The 21,909-nt window shown below is 70.3% G+C and carries 15 protein-coding genes; 8 read left to right on the top strand and 7 right to left on the bottom strand.

Annotated elements, in window-relative coordinates:
* Window positions 1-74 precede the first annotated feature (74 nt).
* Window positions 75-1,163, top strand: a complete 1,089-nt coding sequence (locus tag BLW41_RS11025; protein WP_177169482.1) for a site-specific integrase — start codon at window positions 75-77, stop codon at window positions 1,161-1,163.
* Window positions 1,064-1,378 (top strand): tyrosine-type recombinase/integrase, encoded by a 315-nt coding sequence (locus BLW41_RS11315; protein WP_245689071.1) that lies wholly within the window; start codon window positions 1,064-1,066, stop codon window positions 1,376-1,378. The genes BLW41_RS11025 and BLW41_RS11315 overlap by 100 nt, the downstream gene beginning before the upstream one ends.
* Window positions 1,379-1,499: 121 nt before the next feature.
* Here BLW41_RS11315 and BLW41_RS10360 read toward each other — a convergent pair whose 3' ends face one another.
* Complete coding sequence (locus tag BLW41_RS10360) at window positions 1,500-2,900, bottom strand: alpha/beta hydrolase family protein (RefSeq protein WP_143038706.1); 1,401 nt, start codon at window positions 2,898-2,900, stop codon at window positions 1,500-1,502.
* 89 nt (window positions 2,901-2,989) lie between these two features.
* Complete coding sequence (locus BLW41_RS10355; protein ID WP_093118802.1) at window positions 2,990-4,291, bottom strand: SGNH/GDSL hydrolase family protein; 1,302 nt, start codon at window positions 4,289-4,291, stop codon at window positions 2,990-2,992.
* Between the two features lie 114 nt (window positions 4,292-4,405).
* On the opposite strand from BLW41_RS10355, the gene BLW41_RS10350 reads away from it, so the two are divergent.
* Complete coding sequence (locus BLW41_RS10350) at window positions 4,406-4,906, top strand: SRPBCC family protein (protein ID WP_093118800.1); 501 nt, start codon at window positions 4,406-4,408, stop codon at window positions 4,904-4,906.
* Here the strand turns inward: BLW41_RS10350 and BLW41_RS10345 are convergent.
* The 3 genes from BLW41_RS10345 to BLW41_RS10335 form a co-directional block, all read right to left on the bottom strand.
* Entirely contained in the window at window positions 4,826-7,678 is a 2,853-nt protein-coding gene (locus BLW41_RS10345; RefSeq protein ID WP_177169481.1) for a hydantoinase B/oxoprolinase family protein, read from the bottom strand. The two genes, BLW41_RS10350 and BLW41_RS10345, sit on opposite strands and share 81 nt — an antisense overlap.
* A gap of 1 nt (window position 7,679) precedes the next feature.
* Entirely contained in the window at window positions 7,680-9,818 is a 2,139-nt protein-coding gene (locus BLW41_RS10340; RefSeq protein WP_093118798.1) for a hydantoinase/oxoprolinase family protein, read from the bottom strand.
* 82 nt (window positions 9,819-9,900) lie between these two features.
* Window positions 9,901-11,145 carry a PucR family transcriptional regulator gene (locus BLW41_RS10335; RefSeq protein WP_093118796.1) on the bottom strand — a complete coding sequence of 415 codons (1,245 nt, stop codon included), beginning with the start codon at window positions 11,143-11,145 and terminating at the stop codon, window positions 9,901-9,903.
* Window positions 11,146-11,201: 56 nt separating this feature from the next.
* On the opposite strand from BLW41_RS10335, the gene BLW41_RS10330 reads away from it, so the two are divergent.
* A complete protein-coding gene (locus BLW41_RS10330) occupies window positions 11,202-12,275 on the top strand; it encodes a BtrH N-terminal domain-containing protein (protein WP_093118794.1) in 1,074 nt (357 codons plus the stop codon).
* Here BLW41_RS10330 and BLW41_RS10325 read toward each other — a convergent pair.
* Window positions 12,262-12,606, bottom strand: coding sequence for a hypothetical protein (locus BLW41_RS10325; protein ID WP_093118792.1), 345 nt, complete (start codon window positions 12,604-12,606; stop codon window positions 12,262-12,264). The genes BLW41_RS10330 and BLW41_RS10325 overlap by 14 nt on opposite strands.
* A gap of 259 nt (window positions 12,607-12,865) precedes the next feature.
* Here BLW41_RS10325 and BLW41_RS11130 point away from each other — a divergent pair, with 259 nt between their 5' ends.
* The 4 genes from BLW41_RS11130 (at window position 12,866) to BLW41_RS10310 (ending at window position 19,724) form a co-directional block, all read left to right on the top strand.
* Complete coding sequence (locus BLW41_RS11130) at window positions 12,866-14,374, top strand: hypothetical protein (RefSeq protein ID WP_093118790.1); 1,509 nt, start codon at window positions 12,866-12,868, stop codon at window positions 14,372-14,374.
* Complete coding sequence (locus BLW41_RS10315; protein WP_177169480.1) at window positions 14,371-15,120, top strand: endonuclease/exonuclease/phosphatase family protein; 750 nt, start codon at window positions 14,371-14,373, stop codon at window positions 15,118-15,120. Before BLW41_RS11130 ends, BLW41_RS10315 begins: the two co-directional genes overlap by 4 nt.
* Before the next feature lie 106 nt (window positions 15,121-15,226).
* Window positions 15,227-17,155 (top strand): S8 family serine peptidase, encoded by a 1,929-nt coding sequence (locus BLW41_RS11310; protein ID WP_143038705.1) that lies wholly within the window; start codon window positions 15,227-15,229, stop codon window positions 17,153-17,155.
* A gap of 514 nt (window positions 17,156-17,669) precedes the next feature.
* Window positions 17,670-19,724: an FG-GAP repeat protein gene (locus BLW41_RS10310; protein ID WP_245689070.1), complete on the top strand. Its 2,055-nt coding sequence runs from the start codon at window positions 17,670-17,672 to the stop codon at window positions 19,722-19,724.
* Here BLW41_RS10310 and BLW41_RS10305 read toward each other — a convergent pair.
* Window positions 19,633-21,909, bottom strand: coding sequence for a prolyl oligopeptidase family serine peptidase (locus BLW41_RS10305; protein WP_093118784.1), 2,277 nt, complete (start codon window positions 21,907-21,909; stop codon window positions 19,633-19,635). The two genes, BLW41_RS10310 and BLW41_RS10305, sit on opposite strands and share 92 nt — an antisense overlap.

The following is a 21,909-nucleotide window of genomic DNA, read 5'->3' as shown; positions in this document are numbered from 1 at the left end:
CGGAAGCTCTCAGGGAGGGGGCGTGAGGCGAGCAGGGACGCTCGCCACCCCCGAGCTAGCCGAGGGGGCGTGACGTGGCGGGGAAGCTCGAGCGGACCGGCACGCCCGGCATCTTCCGCCGGCATCGGAAGGAGTGCGACCGAAAGGGGCGCTGCGACTGCCCGTACGTGGTCCCCCGCCCGACGATGCAGACCTTCGCCACCTTCGCCGAGGCACGGGAGGGCAAGGCGGCGGCGGAGCGTCGGGCGAAGCTCGCGAAAGGGCACGCAGCCGGCCTACACCGTGACGCGCCGAGGGACGAATGTCCTGAGTGTGAGCGCGAGCGCGTCGAGCGTGAGCGCGCCGAGCCGACGTTGCACGAGTACGCCCGCGAGTGGGTCGAGCGGTATCAAGGCACCGGCCGACGCGGCTTCCGCGAGGAGACGCGCGACGAGTGGCGCCGCCTGCTCGAGAGGTTCGCGCTCCGGTACTTCGGCGAGGACGTGCGGCTGTCCGACATCACGCCGCGGGACATCGCCGACTACATCGGCTGGTTGGTGAAGCAGCCCAGCCGCCGCGGGGGCACGCTGTCGGACTCGTCGGTCCACAACGCCTGCAAGCCGCTGTTCGCCTGCCTCGCGACGGCGCGACGTGAGGGGTTGATCGACCACAACCCCGCGAGCGGAGCGACGTTGCCACACCGCCCCCGCGTCCAAGATGACGAGGAGCGGGCGCGGCCCTTCCCGCGCGTCGAGATCGGCGGGGAGACGGTGGAGACGATGGAGCTCGTCGTCTCGCTCGTGCACCCCGACTACCGGCTCCTGTTCGAGTTGCTCGCCGCGACCGGCGTGCGCCGCTCCGAGCTGCTCGCGTTCGAGGGCCGGCACCTCGACCTCGACGGGGACCGCCCCTACGTGAAGGTCCGCCAGCGGGTGCGGAGACGGCGAGGGGAGGGCCTCGTGATCGGCCCGCTGAAGTCCCGCCACGCGCGCCGCGACCTGCCGATCCCGCTCGACCTCGCGGACCGGCTACGTGCCCTGCGGACCGCCCCGACGCGCTCGTGTTCCCCTCGAAGGCCGGCACCATCCTCGACCCCGACAACCTCTACGAGCGGGTCCTCTCGCCGGCGTGCGCGGAGGCCGGGGTCGAGTGGGCCGGCTTCCACACCTTCCGCCACACGGTAGCGTCCCGCCTGTTCGCCCAGGGCCGGAACGTCGTGCAGGTGCAGCGGTGGCTCGGCCACCATTCTCCGAGCTTCACGCTCGACACGTACGTGCACCTGCTCGACGGCGACCTCGGTGACCCGCTTGAGCCGCTCCGGGTCAACGCCGGGTCAACAGAACGTCCGGAAACGGCCGCAAACGGAGCGAGCGGCCGAATCCTGGAAATCCCGGATTAGCAGGGAAAACGCGGACCGGCCAGAAACGGCCGAAAACGCGATCACGGCTTCCCAAGCCGAAGGTCGCGGGTTCGATCCCCGTCGTCCGCTCTCCAGCGGTGCCAGCGCCTTAGTGCGCGGTTCAGCGATGCTTGCTCACGGGCAAGATCAGGAGTTCGCCCGCCGCCAGCTTCCGTCCGCGCGAGCGCAGCTCGTAAACAACCGCGCGCGCCCGACGCCGTGCCAGAGCGCGCGCGGCGGCTCGCGCCAAAGGCACTCGCACACGCCGCGTCGACCCTCCCGGTACCGTCTGGCGGGCGATCCGCGCGCCGGTGATGGCGCGGCCCAGGCGCAAGGTCAAGGCGAGGCTCCCGGGCAGCCGACAGCGCGTATCACGCGGAGCGAAGCAAATTAGGCGAAGCGTGAGGACCTGCCCCTCGAGATGCGCGATCGCGCCGACCGCCAAAGCCTGACGCCGCGCGCGCCGCGCGCGCTTGTGTGCCTTCGGAGATTCGGCCTTGCCGCGGCCGACGGGCTGTCCTGCCGGCCCGCCGATGTCATCCTCCGCGCCACCGCTCGGACCGAGCCGTTCCTTCAGGAACGACCAGTCCTCCGGGAAGCCGTCGCCGGATCTTGGGACCAGGCGACCCTCACAACCACCGCGCAGATCGCTGCACTCGAAGCGTCCCCGGGGGGTGGTGATCGCGACCGGTGAGCGGAAGTAGAAGGAGAAGAGGTTGCCGTCGCCGCTCGGGTCGACGCTTGCCGCCTTCGCATCGGCGCGCCAGCGGTCGCTCAAAATCCGTTTAATCGCACGCGGTTCACCCTTCACGTAACGGTCGAACCAGGCGAGCGTGTACCAGTCGACGAGATCGATGCCGCGCAGCGTCGCGGGGAACGCGGGGTCGGGGATGTAAGACGACTCGTAGTGCGTGCCGCCCCGGATATTCACCTGCATGGCGTCGACCCCAGCTTGCTTGTAGGCCGCGAACGCCCGGTTTCGCGCCTCGGGGTCGGGATCGCTGGTGAACGGTGTTACCACGAGGCCGTAGTCGTTCGAGATTCCGAGCGCCGGCACCCGCGGCTTGAGGGGAGGGGAGGGTGGTTGGAGGTTGTCCCACGCCATCACCGCGTCGACGCGCGGGTCGCTCGAGGAAATCTGCGAAACCGCGAACGCCCCCAGCGAATGACCGGCGATGCCGACCCGCGACGCGTCGACAAGGACGTGCAGCGGGTTGTTCTTCGGTGAACGCCCAGCGGCCACCAGCTCGCGTTGGCGTGCCGCGCCCGGGCCCCGCGGCGTGTACGGGCGCTCCGGCGTCGAAAGGGCGAAGTCGAGAGCGTCTTCCGTGCCCTCCACGAAATTCGCGGGCTGCTGCGCGGGCACTCCCCGCAGCAGCGTCTCACCGCTACCGAAGGCGTCGGAACGACCCTGGCCCTGCGGATCCCACGTCAAGACCACATAACCGTGCTGGGCAAGTGTCTGCGCGGCGTGCCAGTAGAGCTGCTCGGGCGCTTGGACCGAGCCATTGGTGATAACCACCAGCGGTCGCCGTGCAACCGCTTTCCGGGCGTCTGGCAAAGTTGCCCAGGCACGCCAACGCGATTGCGCGCTTTTGCCTAGGCACCGTCCTACCGCGCCTGCCTGCGCCCAGTGGCGGACGCCACCGCGACGTACGCGACTCGACCGCTGCGCACGCGCACGAACACACCGTCGCGAGCCACGAGGTAGGGGCCGCGGCGGGCAAGGCCGAGACGCCGCTGCCTCGCCGCCGTCACCGGCCGTCCGACCGCCAGTCCTCGATACGAGTGGCCTCGCGCGTTGCTAAAGACGGCAATCACGCGTCCGCGCCGCAGCTGCACGGTGACCGCCCCGCCACCGCGCACACACCACGTCCACACCGCGCGCGAGCGTGCCTGCGGCGCGCCCACCAGGCGCTCGAGCGTGCGCGCCGCGGTCCCTAGCCGGAAGCGCCCGATCCCGGCGGCGGTGAAGGCAGCGCGGGCGGCGACCGGGCAGCCGCGCAGCGCCCGCACGCTACCGCCCCCGCTGCGCGCGTCGAGGCCCTGCCCGCCGCCCGGTGACGCCGTTCGCTCGGCGCGCGGGATCCGCTCCATCGCGTCGAGCACCATCCGTCCATACCCCGAGAAGTGGCCGAAGCGGTTGGGGTGGTAGCTGCTCACGATCTCCGTCATCACGCCGTTGATCCAGGGGTTCGGGCTGCACACCTCGTGCCCCTCGAACACCGGGATCGCGTCGAGGAAGTAGAAGCCGGGACCGGCTGCCTCTACACGGGCGCGGATGATGTCGCGGAGCATCTCCGCGCCGCGGTTTAGGCGCTCGATCCGCTCTGGAGTGAAGAGCGCCCCGCCGGTGCAGTTCGGGGGCCGCCCGCGATCCTGGAACAGGCGCGGGTAACCCAACACCAGCACCCGCGCGTTAGGTGCTCGTTCACGGATCGCGCGGTAGGTCCGATCGAGTTTGGCGGGAAGCTCGTCTCGTGCCTTGCGCTCCCCCTCCGCGATCTCTTGCTCGCAGTTGCCGGCCAGACTCGCGCTCGCACAAGCGACGACGATGTCTGCGAAACCGATGTCGTTGCCGCCGATCGTGACCGTGACCCAGCGAGTCTCGGCGTTCAGGCCGTCGAGCTGCTCACGCAACAGGTCGTCGGTGGTCGCTCCCGAGCAAGCCTCGAACACCAAGTCGAGGTCGCCGCGGGCGCTTGCCACAACCGCCGGATACGCCTGTTCGCTGCGCAAACACTGGCGGTCGAAGTAGTTGCCGGTGCCCGTTCCCGACGAGTAGGAGTCGCCGAGCGCCACGTAGCGGGCGCGGCCGAGAGCAGCGCCCGGGCTCGCCAAAACGAGCGTGGCCACCGCCAGCGCGGCCAGCACCGACACACGCAGCCTCCGCAGCGCGCCCCTGCCCCCCATCGCCAGTGATGCTACGGCGCCACCGGCGATCGGCACAAGGGGCAAGCGACGGCCGCCTAACCTTTGGCGGGGACGTGGCAGGGCGAGAGCTGACGCAGCAGGGCGAGAGCTGACGTGGCGGGGCGAGAGTTGATCTCCGCAGAGCGGGAGCTACCGGTTGCGCCGGCTGACGTCTTCGCCTTCCTCGCGGACCTCGGCAACCATTGGGAACTCGCCGGTCCGCTGGTCGAGGTGCTCCGGTTCGAGCGCAGTGCGGACGGCCGCGCCGTTGGTGGCGTAATCCGGGTGCATGGCCCGCTCGGTATTCGCAAGACGTTCGCCACGAACCTCGAACAGCTCGAACCGCAGCGACTCGTGGCCGGCAGGGCGGAGACCGGCAAACGCACGAAGGCCGCCGTGCGCTGGCAGATCGAGCCGTCCGCGCGGGGAGCACGGGTGCGACTCAGCGCGCAGGTGCTCTCGGCGTCGCCGCTCGACGCGCTCTTGCTGCTTCTTGGTGGCCGGCCGTTCCTGCGCTTCTTCTTCTCGCGCGTGCTAGCGACGCTCGAGCGGCAGATCGCGACCGAGCCAGCCTCGGTAGAAGCCCTCGATGTCGGGCAAGAAGTCGTGGACTAGCGGGTATCCGGGCGGCGCCGCCTCGACCTCGAGCAGCCGCGCGCAGCCTGGACAGATCAGCTCGCGCAGCTCCATCCACTCGGGATCACAGCGCGCGAAACGCGGGTAGATCTCGCCCAGACTCTCGTGATCGTTGCGGACGTAGATCAGCGCCTGCATCTTCCAGTTGCGGTTGAAGGGGCAGAAGTCGTGACCGCACTCGCAGCGGATCACCAGCTCGCCGTCGCTCAGGCGGCGCACCACGAACAGCCCCTCACCGACCGGTAGAACGATCGGGTCCGCCCACGCGACCCGCTCCTGCAGGTAGGCGAGCCACTTGTCGAAGCGGTCACGGTCCTTGAAGCCCGACTGGATCCGCCGCACCTCCTCGCGCGACAGGCGCTCCTCGACCAGGGCCGCGAAGGTCTCGCGATCCAACTGACCGCCGACCAGCTCATTGCTGGCATCGTCCGGCGGGCGCCAGCAGCGTGAGCTGGCAAGGAAGGCGTCGGCAGCGGCCTCCGGCGTGATCTTCCCGGGCGCCGCCTCGGCGACCGGAACCGTTGGCGTCGGGGCCTGCCAGGCGAAGTCCTCCGGCAGATCCCAAAAACCCCGGTACTCCGCCGCCCAACGCGGTGAGAGGCGCATCACCTCCGCGTACATAACGCGGATCGGCTCGATCGCGTCCTGGCGCAGGACCCGTTCGCGCTCATCCCGCCACCACTCCGAAACGGGACGCGCACGACGGCGGCGCTCGTCGCGAATTCGTTGGCGCTCGGCAAGCGTCGCAGCTTCCTCGGGCTCGCCGTCTTCACCCAGCACGACGCCGTAGATCGAACGAGCGTAGGCCGGCAAGAGGTGACCTTCGCGGACGTCCTCGGCGACCGCACTTGGGGTTCGCAGAAGCGGATCGCCGAGACCCGCCGCGCCCTTCATCACCGACAAGTAGAGGTCGCCCGGGGCGAACGGCGAGAGCGTTGTGAAGTTGTCCTGTTTGAGCTCGCGCGCTGCGCAGTCGATCGCCAACAACGCCGGCTCGTCGAAGCTGCCGTCGGCCACCGGGTACGCCTCGCCGCGGCGCGCCCGCTCGAGCAGGTCGGGGCCGTGCAAGTTGTGCACGTAGGCGCAAGACCCGGGGTAGCCACCGAACAACCCGCTGGCGTAGAAGACCCGCGTAGTACCGAGGTTCTGGAGCTCCCAGAACGGCGTGTTCCAGATCAGCAAAAGCGATTCGAAGCTCGAGCCGCCGCGGTGGCGCCCCGGTCCGGCGGTGTTCGCCTTCACCCGGCGGCAGAGGTAGATCATCGGCGAGATCAGCTCCCACGCCTCGACGTCGCCCATGTCGCCCTCCGGGTTGAACATCGCGGCGGCGAAGTCGGTGCCGTCGAGGACGCACTTGGCGCCCATGCCTTGAGCGGCGATCTCGAAGTTCATGATCGCCGACGACTGCCCGTACTGGTCGATGCCCCCGCCCTGGATGACGTTGCCCGAGCAGGAGTAGGCGCCGATCACCTCCTCCACGAAGCCGCGCGCTTGCAGCGCGCGCGAAAGCGTCCGCGGGAAGCCGGTGAAGGCGGGCTGCAGGAAAGCCCAGGCGATGCCGGTCGAGCCATCGGCGTCGCCAAGGTTCGCGATCGTGCCCTCGGGGAAGTTCGAGCGGATTGCGAAGTAGGCGCCGTCGTTGACCTTGTCGTTGCAGATCAACGTTTGCGTGAACTGCACCCAAATTGCGCCCTGCATCGCCGACGGCGTGCAGTTCATCGAGTGGTATCCCCACGCCGACGAGCCGTCCATGTCGAGCTCGTAGACGCCGTCCTCGCCGATTCGCACCTCGAACGGCGAGTGCATCATGAAGTCGCGGCGGGCGTGCGCGGGCAGCTGCTGCTTGTCGGCGAAGGTGATGTCGAAGAAGGCCGGTGAGCGGTAACGGCCGGGCACGGTCATCTCGCGGATGCGTGCCTTGAACGAGCGTCGACCCTCCTCAATCACCTCGCGCATGAACTGCTTGAAGCGGTCCGGTCCGACCTCGGTGAGCAAGCGCTCGACGGCGTCACGGATCATGTGACAGCCGGCCAGTCGCGTGCGCTCGTCGAGCAGGTAGTAGATCGGTGCGCGGCTGCGCTTTTGTCCGCGCAGCAGGTGCCAAGAGAACAACTCGTCGTTCTCGCCGACCTTCATGCACGGCAGGTCGATGCCGTCGTGCAGGCGGGTGGTCGGGCCCACCGGCACACCACCCGGCGTCGACGCGCCGATGTCGAGCACGTGCGTTACGCCCCCCGCCCAGGCGATTAGCTCGCCGTCCCAGAAGATCGGGACGATCGTCTGCACGTCGGCGTTGTGGACGTCGCCGATCGTCGGATCGTTGTTGGCGAAGATGTCGCCCGGACGGATGCCCGGGTTGTCCTCCCAGCCGTTGCGAATCATGAACTTGATCGCGTCCGACATCGTGTGGACGTGCACGATGATCCCCGTCGACAGGGCGATCGAATCGCCCTCGGGCGTGTAGAGCGCGAAGCACAGCTCGCCCAGCTCGCGGACGATCGGCGAGGCCGAGATGTTGAGCGCTGTTTCCCGCGCCGAAACGAGGCCGCCGCGCACCCGCGAGAACAGCTTCTCGTAGCCGATCGGATCTTCTTCCTTGAGCTTCAGTCGCTCGACACCCCAGTAGTGACCGGTCTCACGCAGCAGCCGCTCCGACTCCTCCAACATCGCGCGCAAGGTGCGCCCGTCCCAGCCGATGGCAGGGCGCTCGGGCTGCTCGAGCTCGCGTGTTGCCTCGACGATCCGGGCCATTTCAGAGCACCTCCAGTTCGAAGATTCGATGACGGTTGAGTCGGGCTCGCCAGGCAGGCGGGAGGGCGAGCGTCGTCGACGGTGATTCGACGATCGCCGGTCCCTCCACTCGTTGGCCGGGGGCGAGCTCGTCGAGCTCGTAGATCGGAGTGGTTAGCCACTCGCCCGACCAGTAGACGCGGCGTTCACCCTTTGGTTGGGCCACGCCGTCGACCTCCGGGAGGTCGGGCAGCCGCGGCTTCTCAACAGCGACGCGGCCAGTGACCACCGCCTGCGTAATCAGGAAGCCGAGCTCCGGCGAGCGGGCGGAACGCGTGTAGACCTTCGCGTAAGCCTCCTCGAAGCGCGCCAGCAGATCTTGCAGCAGCGGTGGCTCATCGACGCGGTCGTGTGGTGAAACGACCTCGATGTCGTTGAGTTGTCCGTAGTACTGAATTCGCGCCGCCTGCCGGAACTCGATCTGGTCGCGCGGCACCCCGGACTTCGCGAACTCATCGGTCACCTTCTGCTCGAGTGCGCGCCACGCCTGCGTGAGCAGGGCGCCGATGCCGGCGCGGCCGGCGTCGTCGAAGCTCGGCAGCACCGGCAGGTCGACGGTTTGGTCGTGGCGGTACTCGTAGTCCGCGCAGGCACACCCGAAGGCCGAGAAGCCGGCCGCCCACGCGGGCACCAAGACGCGCTGATAGGGCACGCCGCGTGTGTAGCCGGCAACGTGCAGCGGACCACCGCCCCCATAGCAAAGAAGCGCATAGTCGGCGGGCGAGTAGCCCTTGCCGAGGATGCGCCCGACCGCCTCGTTCTTGAGGGTCTCCTCGAACAGCTCGATTACCCCGCTCGCCGCCTCCTCGACCGGCAATCCAAGCGGACGCGCGAGCTGGCGTTCCACCTCCGACCACGCGCGCTCACGGTCGAGCTCGATCTGTCCGCCCAGGAAGTACTCGGGGTTGATGCGACCGAGCACGACGTCGAGGTCGGTGATCGTGATCGTCTCGACACCGCCGGCGGGCCACGACACGCCGATCCGCGCACCGGCCGAGTCGGGGCCGAGCTGCGGACGCCGCGAGTTCGGGTCGAGACGCACGTAGGAGCCGGTGCCCGCACCTACCGAGTCGATCCGCACGAGCGGCAGGTTGAGGAGGAAGCGAGCGATGTCGGGCGTCGGATTGACCTCGACGTGCCGGTCCGTGATCAGCGCGATGTCGAAGCTGGTGCCGCCGATGTCGGTGCACAACACGTTCGCGAGACCGAGGCGCTCGGCGAGCGCGCGACCGCCGATCACGCCACCGATCGGTCCGGAGACGAGCGTGCGTGCGAGTTCCCTGGCCTCGATCGAGACCGTCCCCCCGTGTGCCGCCATCACCCGCAGTTCGAACGGCGCCCCGGCCTTGCGTACCGCTTCGCTTACGCGGCGCAGCTGTTCGCGCGACGGCTCCGCGGCGTAAGCCTCGATCAGTGTCGTGTTGAGGCGCGGGAGGTCGCGCCGCAGCGGGTACAAGTCGGACGAGGCGTAGACCGGTACGGTGCCGTTGACGCCGCGCTCCCGCTTCACCTGCTCGACGATCTCGCGCACCCGCAGCTCGTGCTGGGGATTGCGATACGAGCAGAGCAGACAGATCACGATCCCCTCGACCCCGGCGTCGAGCAGCGCCTCGGCGGCCGCCCGTGCGTCCTCCTCACGCAGCGGCAGCACCTCCTGCCCGAGCACGTCGATCCGACCACGTACCCCGAAGATCCGATCGCGCGGCACCAGCGGCGGGTTGTGGTGGTGCGTCGCGATGTGCAAGCGATCGGAGTAGGGGAACCCGAGCCAGGTTTGGATCCCTCGCTCTAGGCGCAGGTAGTCCTCGTGGCCGGCGGTCACGATCAGGCCGACGCGCCGCCCGCTGCGCGACAAAAGGCGGTTGAGCATCGCGGTGCCGGAGTAAATGCCCGACACCATCTGCGGGAACCCCTCTTCCGGCGTCAGCTGCCACTGAGCGAGCGCATCGCGCGCCGACGCCATGAATCCGACTGATTCGTCGTGCGGGGTCGTCTGAGCTTTACCGACGACGAACTCCCCGTGCTCGTCAACCACGAACGTGTCGGTCATCGTGCCGCCGGCGTCGATCGCCAGCACGCGCGGTTTGCGCTGACCTCCCATAAACCTCCTCGAGCCCTCGCTTGCGCCGCGAGCGTCTCCCTCACGGCCCGCGGGCAGCGTAGGTAGGCGTCGCCGTCGCGGGCTAGTGCGCGCTACCCAAACGGCGGCGCGCGCCTTGTGCCGCTCCCACAAACGTGTCGGCGACGTGCGGCCAGAGGCGCAGCGCCACCTCCAACTCCGCCCGCCGCTCGCGCGGTGGTCTGCCGAGCAGCCGCTCAATGTTTCGCAACCGGTAGGCGACCGTGTGCTCGTGGACGCCCAGGCGCAACGCGGCGGCCGACTGGTTGTGACCGCTCTCGAACCAGGCGCTGAGGGTCGCTCGCAGCACTGCCGAGCGACGGTCGTTCGCTGCCAAGGGTCCGAGCTCCCGAGCCACGAAGCGGGTCGCGAGCTCACGGTCGCGCAGCGCCAGCGCCTCCAAACTGACGTCCTCAAAAACCGCCAGTGGCTCACCGGCTCGCGCCGCGATCTCGAATGCGTCAATCGCTTCGCGGTGAGCGAGACGGAACCCTGGCCGGCCGCCGGCGGGTCCACCAATGCCGACCGCACGACCGTCGTAGGACGGCTCGCGAGCCAGCGCCGCGCGCACCGCGGTGGCCACGCGGGCGACCGGTGGCGGGCGCATGCGACCGATCCAGGCCCACGCCGAGTCGGGGGTGATTGCGACCACCAGCAGCGCACCGGCGTCGAGCCCCTGCGCGAGCCTGCGCGCCAGTCGCTCCGGCTCGCGGTCGCGCAGGACGAGCGCGATGTGAGTGAGCGAGACGTCGTAGCCAAGGTCCCGCTCCAGCACCTCGGCCGGTATCTCCTCGCCGCCGAGTAGATCACGGACGAGCTGCACGCGGCGCTGCTCGCGAGAGCGCAAGAGTCGCTCGCGCTCGCGCGTATAGATGGTGGCGACGAGGGTCGTCAAACGGTCGACGGCGCGGAACAAGAACACCGAACCGGCGCGTTGGGCTCCCGTGCGCTCGGCCGTCGGAAGCGGGGCGGCCGCGAGCTCGGTCAGCCACTCGTCTAGCACCAGCTCGTGGCCGATGTGGTAGGCGCGCAGTAGGTCGGTCAGAGGCACACCGAGTCGCGCGCAGCCCTCCGCCAGGCGCCGCGCCGCTTCCGGAAGTTCGTCCGGGAAGTCGAAGCGTTCTTGGCGCAACGCTCTGAGCCCCGAGGTGAGGTTGGCCTCGCAGGACGTGGTTACGAGCTCGCGCAGCTCCGTGACCGCAAGAGCAGGGATCCGCTCGGCGATCGCGGTAGTCATGCGATCGACCAGTTCGGGCCCCCGCGCCAGCAGCGCCTCGGCTGCCCGACTCACCGTCAACTGATCTGCCATCCTGCCCCTTTCGAGAGTAGGGGCGACAGGCGGTCGGAGGGAGGTCACCGGCTCTTATGACGCGCGTTCGGATTCCTTTCCCACACCGTCGTGCAGGACACTGCGGCTCCGGGGCCCTGCGCGACCTGCTCGAGTTCCACGGGCTCACCTACGAGGACTCCGGCTACCCGCTGTCGGAGGGTGCGGTTTTCGGACTCGGTGGCGGCATCGGCTGTCTCTACCTAGTGGTGCCGCAGATCGATCCGCCGATCTACCTCGTCGGGCGCACGGCGGACCTAGAACGGGACGTGTGCAGCCACCTCGGGATCGCCTTGGACTTTCGTCAAACCGACGATCCGCAGGAGGGGTGGGAGCTTTTGCGTGCGGAGCTCGATGCGGGGCGGCCGACGATGGTTTGGGCCGACATCAAGCACCTGGAGTACCTGCGCGTGCGGATGCACAACACGATGCACGACATCGTCGTCTGCGGCTACGACGACGAGGCCGGCGTGGCGTGGGTCGCCGACAACGACCGCGACGAGATCCAACGCTGTTCGCTCGAGTCACTGGCGCGGGCCCGGAACTCTCGTGCCTTTCCGGCGCCAAACCGGCACGCCACGTGGCTGATGCGCTGGCCCACGGCGCTGCCGCCAGTAGCCGACACCGTCCGGGCGGCGTTGCGCCGCACGGTTGAGAACATGAGCGGCGCAGGTACGCCCCTGCTCGAAGGGGTGCAGGGCGCTGTGGGTCTCGACGGCGTCGATCTGTTTGCAAGCGACTATCGGCGGTGGCCTGCGCGGTTTGGGAATCGCTTGGCCGCGGCGCTCGACGGCCTCTACGTGTTCATCGTCAAGGCTGGTACCGGTGGCGCGATGTTCCGCTCGCTGTACGCCGAGTTTCTCGACGATGCGGCGCGGTGGCTCAGCGACGAGACGCTGGCGTCGGCTGCCGCGACTTATCACGCGCTCGCGGAGCGGTGGCGCAGGCTCGCCGATGTGGTGCGGAGCGGGGCGAGTGACGATCCGCTTGCGCGGCACCGCGCCGGTCTGCCGCTGGTACAAGAGATCGCAGAGCTCGAGCACGCCGGGGTGCGTGCGCTCAATCAGTGGCTCACGGCGACGCCGCCGGTGGGGGCCCTTAGAGCGCGGTGACGCCAGCGGCGTTGCCCGCGACGTCTTTCACGGCGTCGGTCGCGGGAACCTGCGCGGGCTGGGGTGCCGGGGGCACTTGCGCCTGCGGTGGCGTCGATACCGGCGCCGGTTCTGGCTTCGACAGCGGAGTTGGTGCCGCGGTTGCTGCCGAGGCGCTCGCCGCTAGTTTCGGTGTCGGCGGCTCGGCGGAGCCGGCCGGCGTGTTCGCGCGAACCTGAACGTCGGGCGTCTGGGCTGCACTTGGCAGTCGGCGCCGTTCGCTGACTACGGTCACGACGCGGATTCGCTCGAGCCTTTGCCGACCGTCGGTGAAGCGAGCTTTGATGCGCATGCGTGCCTCTCTCAGCTTGCTTTCGCCGCGGAGGATCGCGTCTTAGCAGCCGCCGACCCGCTCGCGCAGTACGCGCAGCGGATCCTGCCTCAGAAGTTCCGTCTCGACCGCATGTACCTGCGCAACTGGTCGCTCGCTCTCGACCTCAGGATCCTCTTTTGGACCTTCATGACGGTGGTGCTGCGGACTCCCGTGGCGGTCGACCGAACGAGCGGGGCGATGCGCGTCCGCCGCCGGTCGCCGTTAACCTGCCGCCCGCGTGGAGGCGGAGCGCACACCAGTGGTGGCCGCGTGGGCCGAAGTTTGTGTGCGCGGCGCCGAGCGCCCGCCGGTGCTGTCGCTGGTCGCCAAGGCGAGCGAGGAGGCGCTGGCCACGGCAGCCGTGCGACCCAGCGAGGTCGATCGCGTGAGCGTGTTGGGGATCCTGGCGGGTGGGGGGCCGCGGCCCGCCAGCGACCTCGCCGAGCGCCTCGGTCTGCGTGCCCGCCGATGCGAGACCACGACGATCGGCGGCAACGGCCCGCAGTGGCTGGTCACGCGTGCAGCCGCCGAGATCGCCGCCGGCCGTCTGCGCTCAACCCTGATCGCCGGCGGCGAAGCCCTGGCGGGGGCCGGGGCGGGGGCGAGTGGCGGTCAGGATGGGCAGCCGTCGGCGAGCACCGGCGGCGACCCCGACCCGCTGGTTGGTGACCCGCGCCCGGGCGTCGGACCGGCCGAGATCGCGATCGGGCTCGGCCTCCCGCTGCACGTCTACGCGATCCTCGAGAGCGCCTACGCGGCCCGCCTCGGGCGTCGTCCGGCGGCCCATAGGGCGGCCCTCGGGGAGCTGCTCGCGCCGTTTAGCGAGGTCGCCGCTCGCCACCCTTACGCCTGGTCGCGGACACCGCTCACTGCCCGCGAGATCGCGCTGCCCGGACCCGACAACCGCCTCGTCTGCGAGCAGTACACCAAGCGGATGTGCGCCAACCCGCGCGTCAACCAGGCGGCGGCGCTGTTGGTCTGCTCGCTCGCCGAGGCGCGGCGACTGGGCCTCGCCGAGCAGGCCGTGTTCGTGTGGGCGGGAGCTGATGCCACGGACGTCTGGGAGCCGAGCGCCCGCCCTGAGCTGTGGCGCTCGCCCGGGATCGAGCTCGCCGCCGGGGCAACCCTCAACGCCGCGGGTGTGCAGCTGGAAGAGGTCGCCTACCGCGACCTCTATTCGTGCTTTCCGGTTGCGGTAGAGCTTGCGCTCGACGCGCTCGCGGCGCTGTCGGACGGCCGCGGCGTCGACGCCGTACCGCCGACGGTGACCGGCGGCCTGCCGTTCTTCGGCGGCCCCGGCAACAACTACTCGACGCACGCGATCGCCACCGTCTGCCGCTTGCTGAGCGGCGCCGAAGGGCGGCAGTTGGCGCTGGTGGGAGCGCTCGGTTGGTACCTCACCAAGCACAGCTACGGGCTCTACGGCTCCTCGCCACCGCCTGGCGGCTTCGTTCGCGCCGACACCAGCGTCGAGCAGCGTCGGATCGACGCCTCCGCGCTGCCGGTCGTACGGGAACCGGAGCCCCTGGCGGAGCGCGCGCGGGTCGAGGGGTGGACGGTGGTGCGCGCGCCCGACGGGACGGCGGAGCACGCGCCCGTGATCGCGCGTCTCAACGACGGTAGGCGGGTGGTGTGCGAGGCCACCGACGAACAGCTGTCGGCCTTCGCCAGTGACGAGGTCGACCTCACCGGCGCCACGCTCGAGGTGCGTGGTTGGCCGCCCCGCTACCGCCTCGTCCGCGCGTGACGAGCGGCCGAGCTGGCGACGATCGGCCGCCGCGAGCGCTGACGGTGGTCACCTGGAACCTCTTCTTCGGTCGCGCCAAACCGCCCGCGCGGCGCGACCTTTTCGAGGCGTTCGCCGGCACTCTCGCTGGCTGGCAGTGGGACGTCGCGCTGTTGCAAGAGGTCCCGCATTGGTGGCCGCGGCAGCTAGCCCGCGCGGTCGGCGCCGACGCTTACGCGGCGGTGCGGACGGCGCGCCACGAGCTAGCGCCACTGCGCCGCCTGCTCGCCCGGCGCCTCCCCGACCTGCTCGGCTCGTGGGCTGGCGGCACCAACGCGATTCTCGTCCGCCGCGGCACGATCGCCGCGCGCCGGCGACTGCTACTGCGGTGGCTGCCGGAGCGACGTCTAGCGCTCGGCGTGCGGGTGGCCGTGGCTGGCGGCGATGTTTGGCTCGTCAACTTGCACGCCGAGGCTTCGAGCCGCCAGCGAGCGGCACGCGACCTCGACCGTGCCCTGGCAGCGGCTCGGCGCTGGGCCGACACTAGCCCGCTGATCGTGGGCGGGGATTTCAACCTCGAGCGCTCGCTGGTCAGCCAGCTGGCGCTGAGGCACGGTCTCGCCTACGCGGCCGGTGCGCGCCTCGACCATCTTCTCGTGCGGGGCTTCGCGCGGGGCCGGGTGGCACCGCTGCCACCGCCGACCAGCGACCGCGGCGCGCAGCTTTCCGATCACCCGCCGGTACGCGCGGTCTTCGGACCTGCTTAAGAACCGCCCATTTAAGAACCGCCCATAACAACCGCCCCAGCGGTAAAGCCGCCGCCCGTCGCCTACTCCTTGACGCCGCAGTTGGCGCCACTTAGGTTCGGTGGCGATGGGCAGGGGCAGTGCCCGCCGGCGGCGGCCTGGCGGGCTTTACAAGCGTGTGCGTTCACGGCCGCTGCGCGGCCGTGCGCGCGTCTTTTGGCGAGGTTTCGGCGTCACCGCGGCGCTTGCCGCCGCCACGCCAGCGCTCGCGCACGCCGAATTTCCCTACCGGCCGCAAGGACCCCCCGACGACTACCGCAGCTACCGCCTGCCGCCCACCGCGCCGGTCCCGAACGATCTCACCGGCAAGCGCGTATGGATGTACGCCGCGACGCCTGAGCCTGACCGCTCGCCGCTCCAGCCGAACCCGCTGCGTCTCGATCGGCGCGAGCTCAACGGTGTGCGCGGTGCCTCTTTGGTCGACGCAGCGCGCACCGCGCCACAAGCGTGGACGTTGACGACCGGCCGCCCCGACGTCTCGATCGCCGTCCTCGACTCCGGCATTGAGTGGAACGACCTGGCGGCGATGAAGGACCTGCGCCTCAAGGTGCGGCTCTCGAAAGGCGAGGTGCCAAAGCCGCGCGCCGACCGCGCGGAGCCCACCGACGCCGCGAGCCTGCCCTGCGCGACGCTGCGACCGCGCGCGGGAAGTTGGGACCTAAACGGCGACGGTGTCTTCAACGTGCTCGACTACGCGTGCGACTCGCGTGTCGATCCGGCGCCGCCGCGCGGGGTCGGTCCGGTGGAGAACGGCAAGCCGCTGCTCGATCCCCAAGACCTGCTGATCGCGTTCTCCGACGGCGTCGACGACGACCACAACGGCTACGTCGACGACATCGTCGGCTGGGACTTTTTGGACGACGACAACGATCCCTTCGACGACGTTCAGTACGGCCACGGAACCGGCGAGGCCCGCGACTCGACCGCCGAGGCCGACAACGGCGGCGATCTCGGGACCTGCCCCAACTGCATGGTCGTTCCGCTCCGCGTCGGCACCAGCTTCATCGCCGACGTCAACCGCTTCGCGCTGGCCACCATCTACGCGGCCGACAACGGCGTCGACGTCGTACAGGTCGCGCTCGGCACCCTCAACAAGTCGCGCTTCGGCGAGGAGGCGGTGCGCTACGCCTACGAGCACGGCGTGACGACGATCCTGTCGGCGGCCGACGAGGCGGCGCAGCACCACAACTGGCCGTCCTCGTACCCGTACGCGATCGTCGTCAACTCGGTCACGCACCCGGACGTCGCCGACCAAGCGGCCTACACCAGCTACCTGCAGTTCAACGGCTGCACGAACTTCTCTTCGCGCATCACCGTCGCGATTCCCTCGGTTTCCTGCTCCTCGGACGCCACCGGGCGTGCTGCCGGCATCGCCGGGCTCGTCTACTCGGCGGCGTTGAACGCCCACGAGGCCGGTCGGCTCGCACCCCACCCGCGCTGTCGTCGCACCGACGGGCGGCCGTGTCTGGTGACGCCCAACGAGGTTCGGCAACTGCTCGCTTCTGGCACCTTCGGCGGCGAGGGTGCAGCCGACGACGTCAACTTCGCTCAGGACCAGGTCAGCGGCGCGTCGATCGAGCCGTCGTGCGGCGGACGGACCCCGCCGCCGCCCGGCTGCACCGACCCCTTCTTTGCGCTGACGGCATCGCCCGGTCTCGCTCCGCGCCTGACCACGCCGCCCCTCTCTCTCTTACCCGGCGCGCAAAGGTCACGACCAGTTCTACGGCTACGGTCGGGTCAACGTCGAGCGGGCGTTGCGCCAACTGTTGCCGGCAGGGGGTGGGCCTCCGCGACTACCGCCCGAGGTCGAGATATCCGCGCCGCGCTGGTTCGAGTTCGTCGATCCGGGTGCCGACGCGCTGGTCGTGCGCGGGACGGTGGCGGTGCGCTCGGGGACCGTCCGCTGTCGCGTGTTTGTCGCGCCCGGCGCCTACCCCAAGGACACCGAGGCGCCGGACGGGGACTTCGTCGAAGTAGGCCAGGGCGGACCGTGTGACGGTGCCGCTCGGGAGGGCTCGATCGAGGGCGTGCTGGCGACCGTCCCGATCGCCCGCCTACGCAGCCTGTTCCCGGCCAATGCCGGCGACTTCCGCGGGCCGGAGGGCGGCACGACCGGGCAGACGCCGAACCCCGGCACGCCGGCGAACATCGGGCGACCGAACGACGAGCCGTACTCGTTCGTGGTGAAGGTCGTCGCGGAGTCGACCAGCGGCGGCGTGACCGTAACCGGCAGCGACCGCCGGCAGGCCTTCCTGCACCGCGACCGCGACTTGCTGCCCGACTTCCCGATCGCCCTCGGCGGTGACGTCGAGGCCTCGCCGGTGCTCGCCGACCTCGATGGCGACAACCGCAACGAGCTGGTGGTGGCCAACTCCGACGGCCTCGTTCACGCCTTCCGGCGCGATGGCAGTGAGCTCCCCGGGTGGCCGGTACGCAGCTTCCTCGCCTCGCCGGTCTTGGCCGACATCGACCGCGACCCGCGCGGTGACCTCGAGATCGTGGCCGCGGCGATGGATCGCCACGTCTACGCCTGGCACGCGAACGGCGAGGCGGTGCGCGGCTGGCCGGTGGTGGTGGTCGATCGCTCCAAGCTGATCGATGGACCGCAGGCGATCGACCCCGTAACCCACCGGCCGTTCTTCGATCTTGCGAAGGTCGGCAAGCTGCTCGATCAAGGGGCGATCATTGACACACCAGCTGTCGGCGACCTCGACGGCGACGGCAGGCCGGAGATCGTCGTCGGCACCAACGAGTCTTACGCCGCCGGCGCGGGTAACGAAGGGCCGCTCAACGCCGGTGGACTCGACCAGGCGCTCTACGAACCGCTCGGCGCGGCGCTCTCGCCAGCCAACGGCCGGGTCTACGCGATCCGCGCGAGCGGCGACCAGGACGGCGACCCGAACCGCGGCCCGGATCCTTGGCTGGACGGCTGGCCGTTCAAGATCGGGATCCTGGAAGCCGGCGTGTTGCCGCTGGTGGGCGAGGGCGTCAGCGGCTATCCGGTGATCGGCGAGCTGCCCTGCCAGGGCTCGTCGAAGACGCCGCGCGTTGGTGTTGTGCCGGCCGCGGGCCTGCCGTACCTGCTCGATGCGAGCGGCAAGTCGTGCCTCGGGCAGGTCGGTGGGCGCGACGTGCCGCTGAAGACCTACGGAGCGGTCGTCGACGACCAGCCGTTCTTCGCGGCCTTCGGTCACCCGGCGATCGGCGAGTTGGCGGGGCGCGCGGCGCTACTCGCGCCGGTCGCCGGCCTAAAGCGTGCGCTCGACGTCGCGCTGCCCGAGTACCAGGCTGGCCAGGATTACCTGGCGGCCTGGGATGTCGGGGGCGCGCAGGGCACGCTGGCAGCCGGTTGGCCGGCCGCGGTTAACGACCTCCAGTTCTTGACCGGACCCTCGCTTGGTGACATTGCGTCGACGCCCGGTGAGGAAGTGGTGTCGGGAACCGCGCACCACGACCTCCAAGGTTTCAGCGCCACCGGACAGCGGCTCACGGGTTGGCCGAAGGTGACCGGCGACTGGACGGTGGCGAACCCGACGATCGGTACTTTCGGAGAGCGGGAGACCGATCCCGAGGCGCGCAAAGTGGTGATCGGCGGGACCCGCGACGGCTACCTGTTCGCTTACCGCACCGTTGGTGCTGCCTGCGCCGCGGCCTCGTGGCCGCGTTTCCATCACGACCCCGCCAACTCCGGCGACGCCCGCCGCGACGCGGTGCCGCCTGGGCGACCTGAGGATCCCTCGTTCGCCGGTCAGACACTGGCTTTCGCGGCCCCCGGTGACGACCTGCTTTGCGGGCGCCCGCTGCGTTACGAGGTGCGCACCGACTCACGGCCGATCACACCGGCGTCGTTCGCCGAGGCACGCAGCCTGGAGTTCGAGGGACAGGTTGGCGCTCCCGGTCAAAGGGTCGCTCTGCGTTTGGCTACGCAGCCCCTCCGGTACCTCGCGGTGCGGGCGGTCGACGACCAGGGCAACGTCGGTTTGCCGGCCGTCGTCGACACCCGCCGCGGTGTCGAGGTCTCGCCGCCGCCGCCCGGCACGGGCGGCAACGGCGCCGGCCCTAGCGGCAACAACGGCGGCGCGGGTGGCGGCACGGGCGGCGGCGGCCAAGGGGCACCTGGGGCTAATCGCGGTCGCGCGGTGCCCGCGCCAGCGCCGCGCCGGCGCGGCCGCTCCGCGCGCCGCTGCGTCGGCGCCAGAGCGAGGGTCACCAAACTCGGTCTTGGGCGCTTCCGGCTCGGTGCCACGCTGGCCTCGCTGCAGCGCACGATCGGTCCGCCGGTGGCCAGCGGCAAGCGGGCAGCGAGCTGGTGTGTGCGTGGCGGCGGTCGCGTGGACGTGGTGTTCGCCGGTCGCGGCGGCCGGGCGGTGGCGATCGTGACTAGCGCTCGCGGTCACCGCTTCGGGCGGCTCCATCCAGGCGCGCGCTATGGCACTCGGTCCGCGGCGAGCACGCGGCTGCGGGCCTTCCGGATCACGCGGCGTGGACGCGTCTACGTGCTGGTGCGCAAGGGTCGCGTGGTCGCGATCGCTGTCGGGCGCAGCGTCTACCTGCCGTCGCGGTAGCGCTCGTCGTCGACTCCGCTGCGTCGACAGCCCTGACTACTTTGGCGCGGAGCGGCTGCGGCGGACCGAACAGCCACCGGCGCTCGACGCGCACACCGGCCGTCGGGTCGGCGGCCAGGGCGGGCGCCGGCACGAGCCCACCCAACTGCTCTCCGATGCGTCCCAGCACTGCCCCCAAGCTGCCGTAGGCTTCGTTCGACCCACCCGGATACGACACCGGTTCGACCGTGCGCTGCGACTCGACCGACGGATCACGGAACAGGCCCGAGCGCGCCTCGATGCGCGCCAGTTCGGGCGAGCGCGCGCGCACGTCACCGAGCCACCACGCGCCTTGGGCGCCGACGCCGAGGTCGGGACGCGCCAGCTTCGGGTCGATGACGAGGACGAAGCTGCCCGGAGCGCGGTTGCGTGAGCTGCGGTCGATGAAGCGAATCGCCCCCTCGAACGCGTCCTCGGCAGCCCAGGCGAGGTGGTCCTTGGCGGGGTAGAGCTCGAACCGATAGCGGTAGCCGAGGCGCTCGAAGCGGTCGACTTGCTGGAGCACACCGGTCACCGGAACGAGCTCGTCGATCGCCCCCTGACCGATGAAGAACGGCACCCAGCGGGCGTTCTCCACCAACGGTGCGGTATCGACGCGCGGGCCGTCCGCGCTCGCCGGTGTTTCCAGACCTTCGACCACGCGTATACCGACGATCGGCGGCCCGGCGAGCGCCACCGCCTTGGCGAAGAGATCCGGGTAACCGAGCGCGAAGCGGTAGGCGCCGAAGCCGCCCATCGAGTAGCCGGCGACGATCGTGCGGCCGGGGTCGAGGCGGAAGTCGTGGGCCAGCGAGCGCCAGACCTCGAAGAAGTCGAGCTCCGCCTCGTTCAGCCACCAGCCGTCGGGACCACGACCGAGCGGGCTCGCGCAGATCGTCTGGGGACGGTCGCAGACTTGTTCGACGAAGTGCGGATTCAGCGCCGAGTACTGGTTGTGTTGGACACCCAGCGAGTGCAGCAGAAACACCAGTTGCGCTGGCCGCCGACGGTCGAGGTCATGCGCCACCCAGATGCCGAACGGTTGTACGCGACCGAGGAAGTTCGGTCGCAGATCGCCCGTCGGCGAGGAGTCGGCGACCACGCCCTCGCCCGGGGCGATCGACGACACGTACCACCGATTGGAGTACCCGGATGGCGGCGCCGCGCTCGTGGTGATGCGGCGTGCGAGGTCGCGCCAGCGGACGGTCGTCGCGAAGGGGCCGGCGTCACCGGCGGCGAGCGCCGCCGCTTGCGCGTCCTCCATCCAGAAGTTGCCGCGCAGCGGCTCGAGCCGCGCCGGTTGGATGCCCAGGTCGTAGACGGGTGGCTGGCCCGGTAGCGCGCCGCGATCGTTAGTGACCGCCGCGAACGAGCGGCCGTCGGGGGTGGCGAGGCCGGCGGCGAGACGCACGATCCAGGTTCCCGCTACGGGGAAGCGACGGCGCGGCAGGCGCACGTAGAACGAACGGGCCGCGCGGTCGACGTGAAGGCTCCCGCCGAGGCTCGTCACCGGCGTGCTCGTGCCGTCCGGTCGCACCAGCCAGGCGCCGCGCGCGGAGATCGCCAGCGCGAGCTCGCTGCCGCGCGCCTCGAGACCGGGTATGCCAGGCCAGCTCGCCGCACCGGTGCTTGGGTCGCCATCGGTATCGAGCGCGAACGAGGCGATCGGCACGCTCGTGTCGGCGAGCGTGTTCCAATCGACTCGCCACCAAGTCGCTTCCCGCGTCAAGCCGATCGCCACGCGGAAAACGTCGGCGCCGTTGTTGTGCGCCGGACCGCTCGGGTAGCGGTAGCTGCCGTTGCTCGCAGCGAGGTTCGTTGGCGTCGGATTGGGGCCGGCTCCGGCGGCTCCATGGTCGTCGTAGATGAAGTCGCTCCACAGCAGCGCGCCGCCACTCAGCCGGCCGCTGCCGGAGGTCCGCGGGAAGCGCCCAGGGAACGGCCAGCCGCGCGGGCTCGCAAGCGTTGGTTCGGGGCGCAACGCGGCCGCTGGCACGCCGGGCGCGAGTCCACCGAGCGGCGAGCGGGCCGCACTCGCCGGACGCGCCGCGCTTGCCGCTGGCGGGGCTGCAAGCGTGCAGGCGAAAGCCGCGACCGCGGCTGCGGCCGCGACCGCCAGCCGCCAGCTCGCCGCCCGGCTGTCGGTTGCCCGCGGGTTTGCCAGCAC

Origin of the sequence: Thermoleophilum album (assembly GCF_900108055.1) — a bacterium.
Classification (GTDB): domain Bacteria; phylum Actinomycetota; class Thermoleophilia; order Solirubrobacterales; family Thermoleophilaceae; genus Thermoleophilum; species Thermoleophilum album.
The sequence above is the reverse complement of the archived record's forward strand: the minus strand, read 5'-3'. Positions and strand labels throughout refer to the sequence as shown.

Excerpts from the sequence above, each read along its gene's own strand:
- BLW41_RS10355 (WP_093118802.1), bottom strand. The coding sequence starts at position 4,291 with ATGGGGGGCAGGGGCGCGCTGCGGAGGCTGCGTGTGTCGGTGCTGGCC.
- BLW41_RS10345 (WP_177169481.1), bottom strand. The coding sequence starts at position 7,678 with ATGGCCCGGATCGTCGAGGCAACACGCGAGCTCGAGCAGCCCGAGCGC.
- BLW41_RS10340 (WP_093118798.1), bottom strand. The coding sequence starts at position 9,818 with ATGGGAGGTCAGCGCAAACCGCGCGTGCTGGCGATCGACGCCGGCGGC.
- BLW41_RS10335 (WP_093118796.1), bottom strand. The coding sequence starts at position 11,145 with ATGGCAGATCAGTTGACGGTGAGTCGGGCAGCCGAGGCGCTGCTGGCG.
- BLW41_RS10330 (WP_093118794.1), top strand. The coding sequence starts at position 11,202 with ATGACGCGCGTTCGGATTCCTTTCCCACACCGTCGTGCAGGACACTGC.
- BLW41_RS10325 (WP_093118792.1), bottom strand. The coding sequence starts at position 12,606 with ATGCGCATCAAAGCTCGCTTCACCGACGGTCGGCAAAGGCTCGAGCGA.
- BLW41_RS11310 (WP_143038705.1), top strand. The coding sequence starts at position 15,227 with ATGGGCAGGGGCAGTGCCCGCCGGCGGCGGCCTGGCGGGCTTTACAAG.
- BLW41_RS10310 (WP_245689070.1), top strand. The coding sequence starts at position 17,670 with ATGGATCGCCACGTCTACGCCTGGCACGCGAACGGCGAGGCGGTGCGC.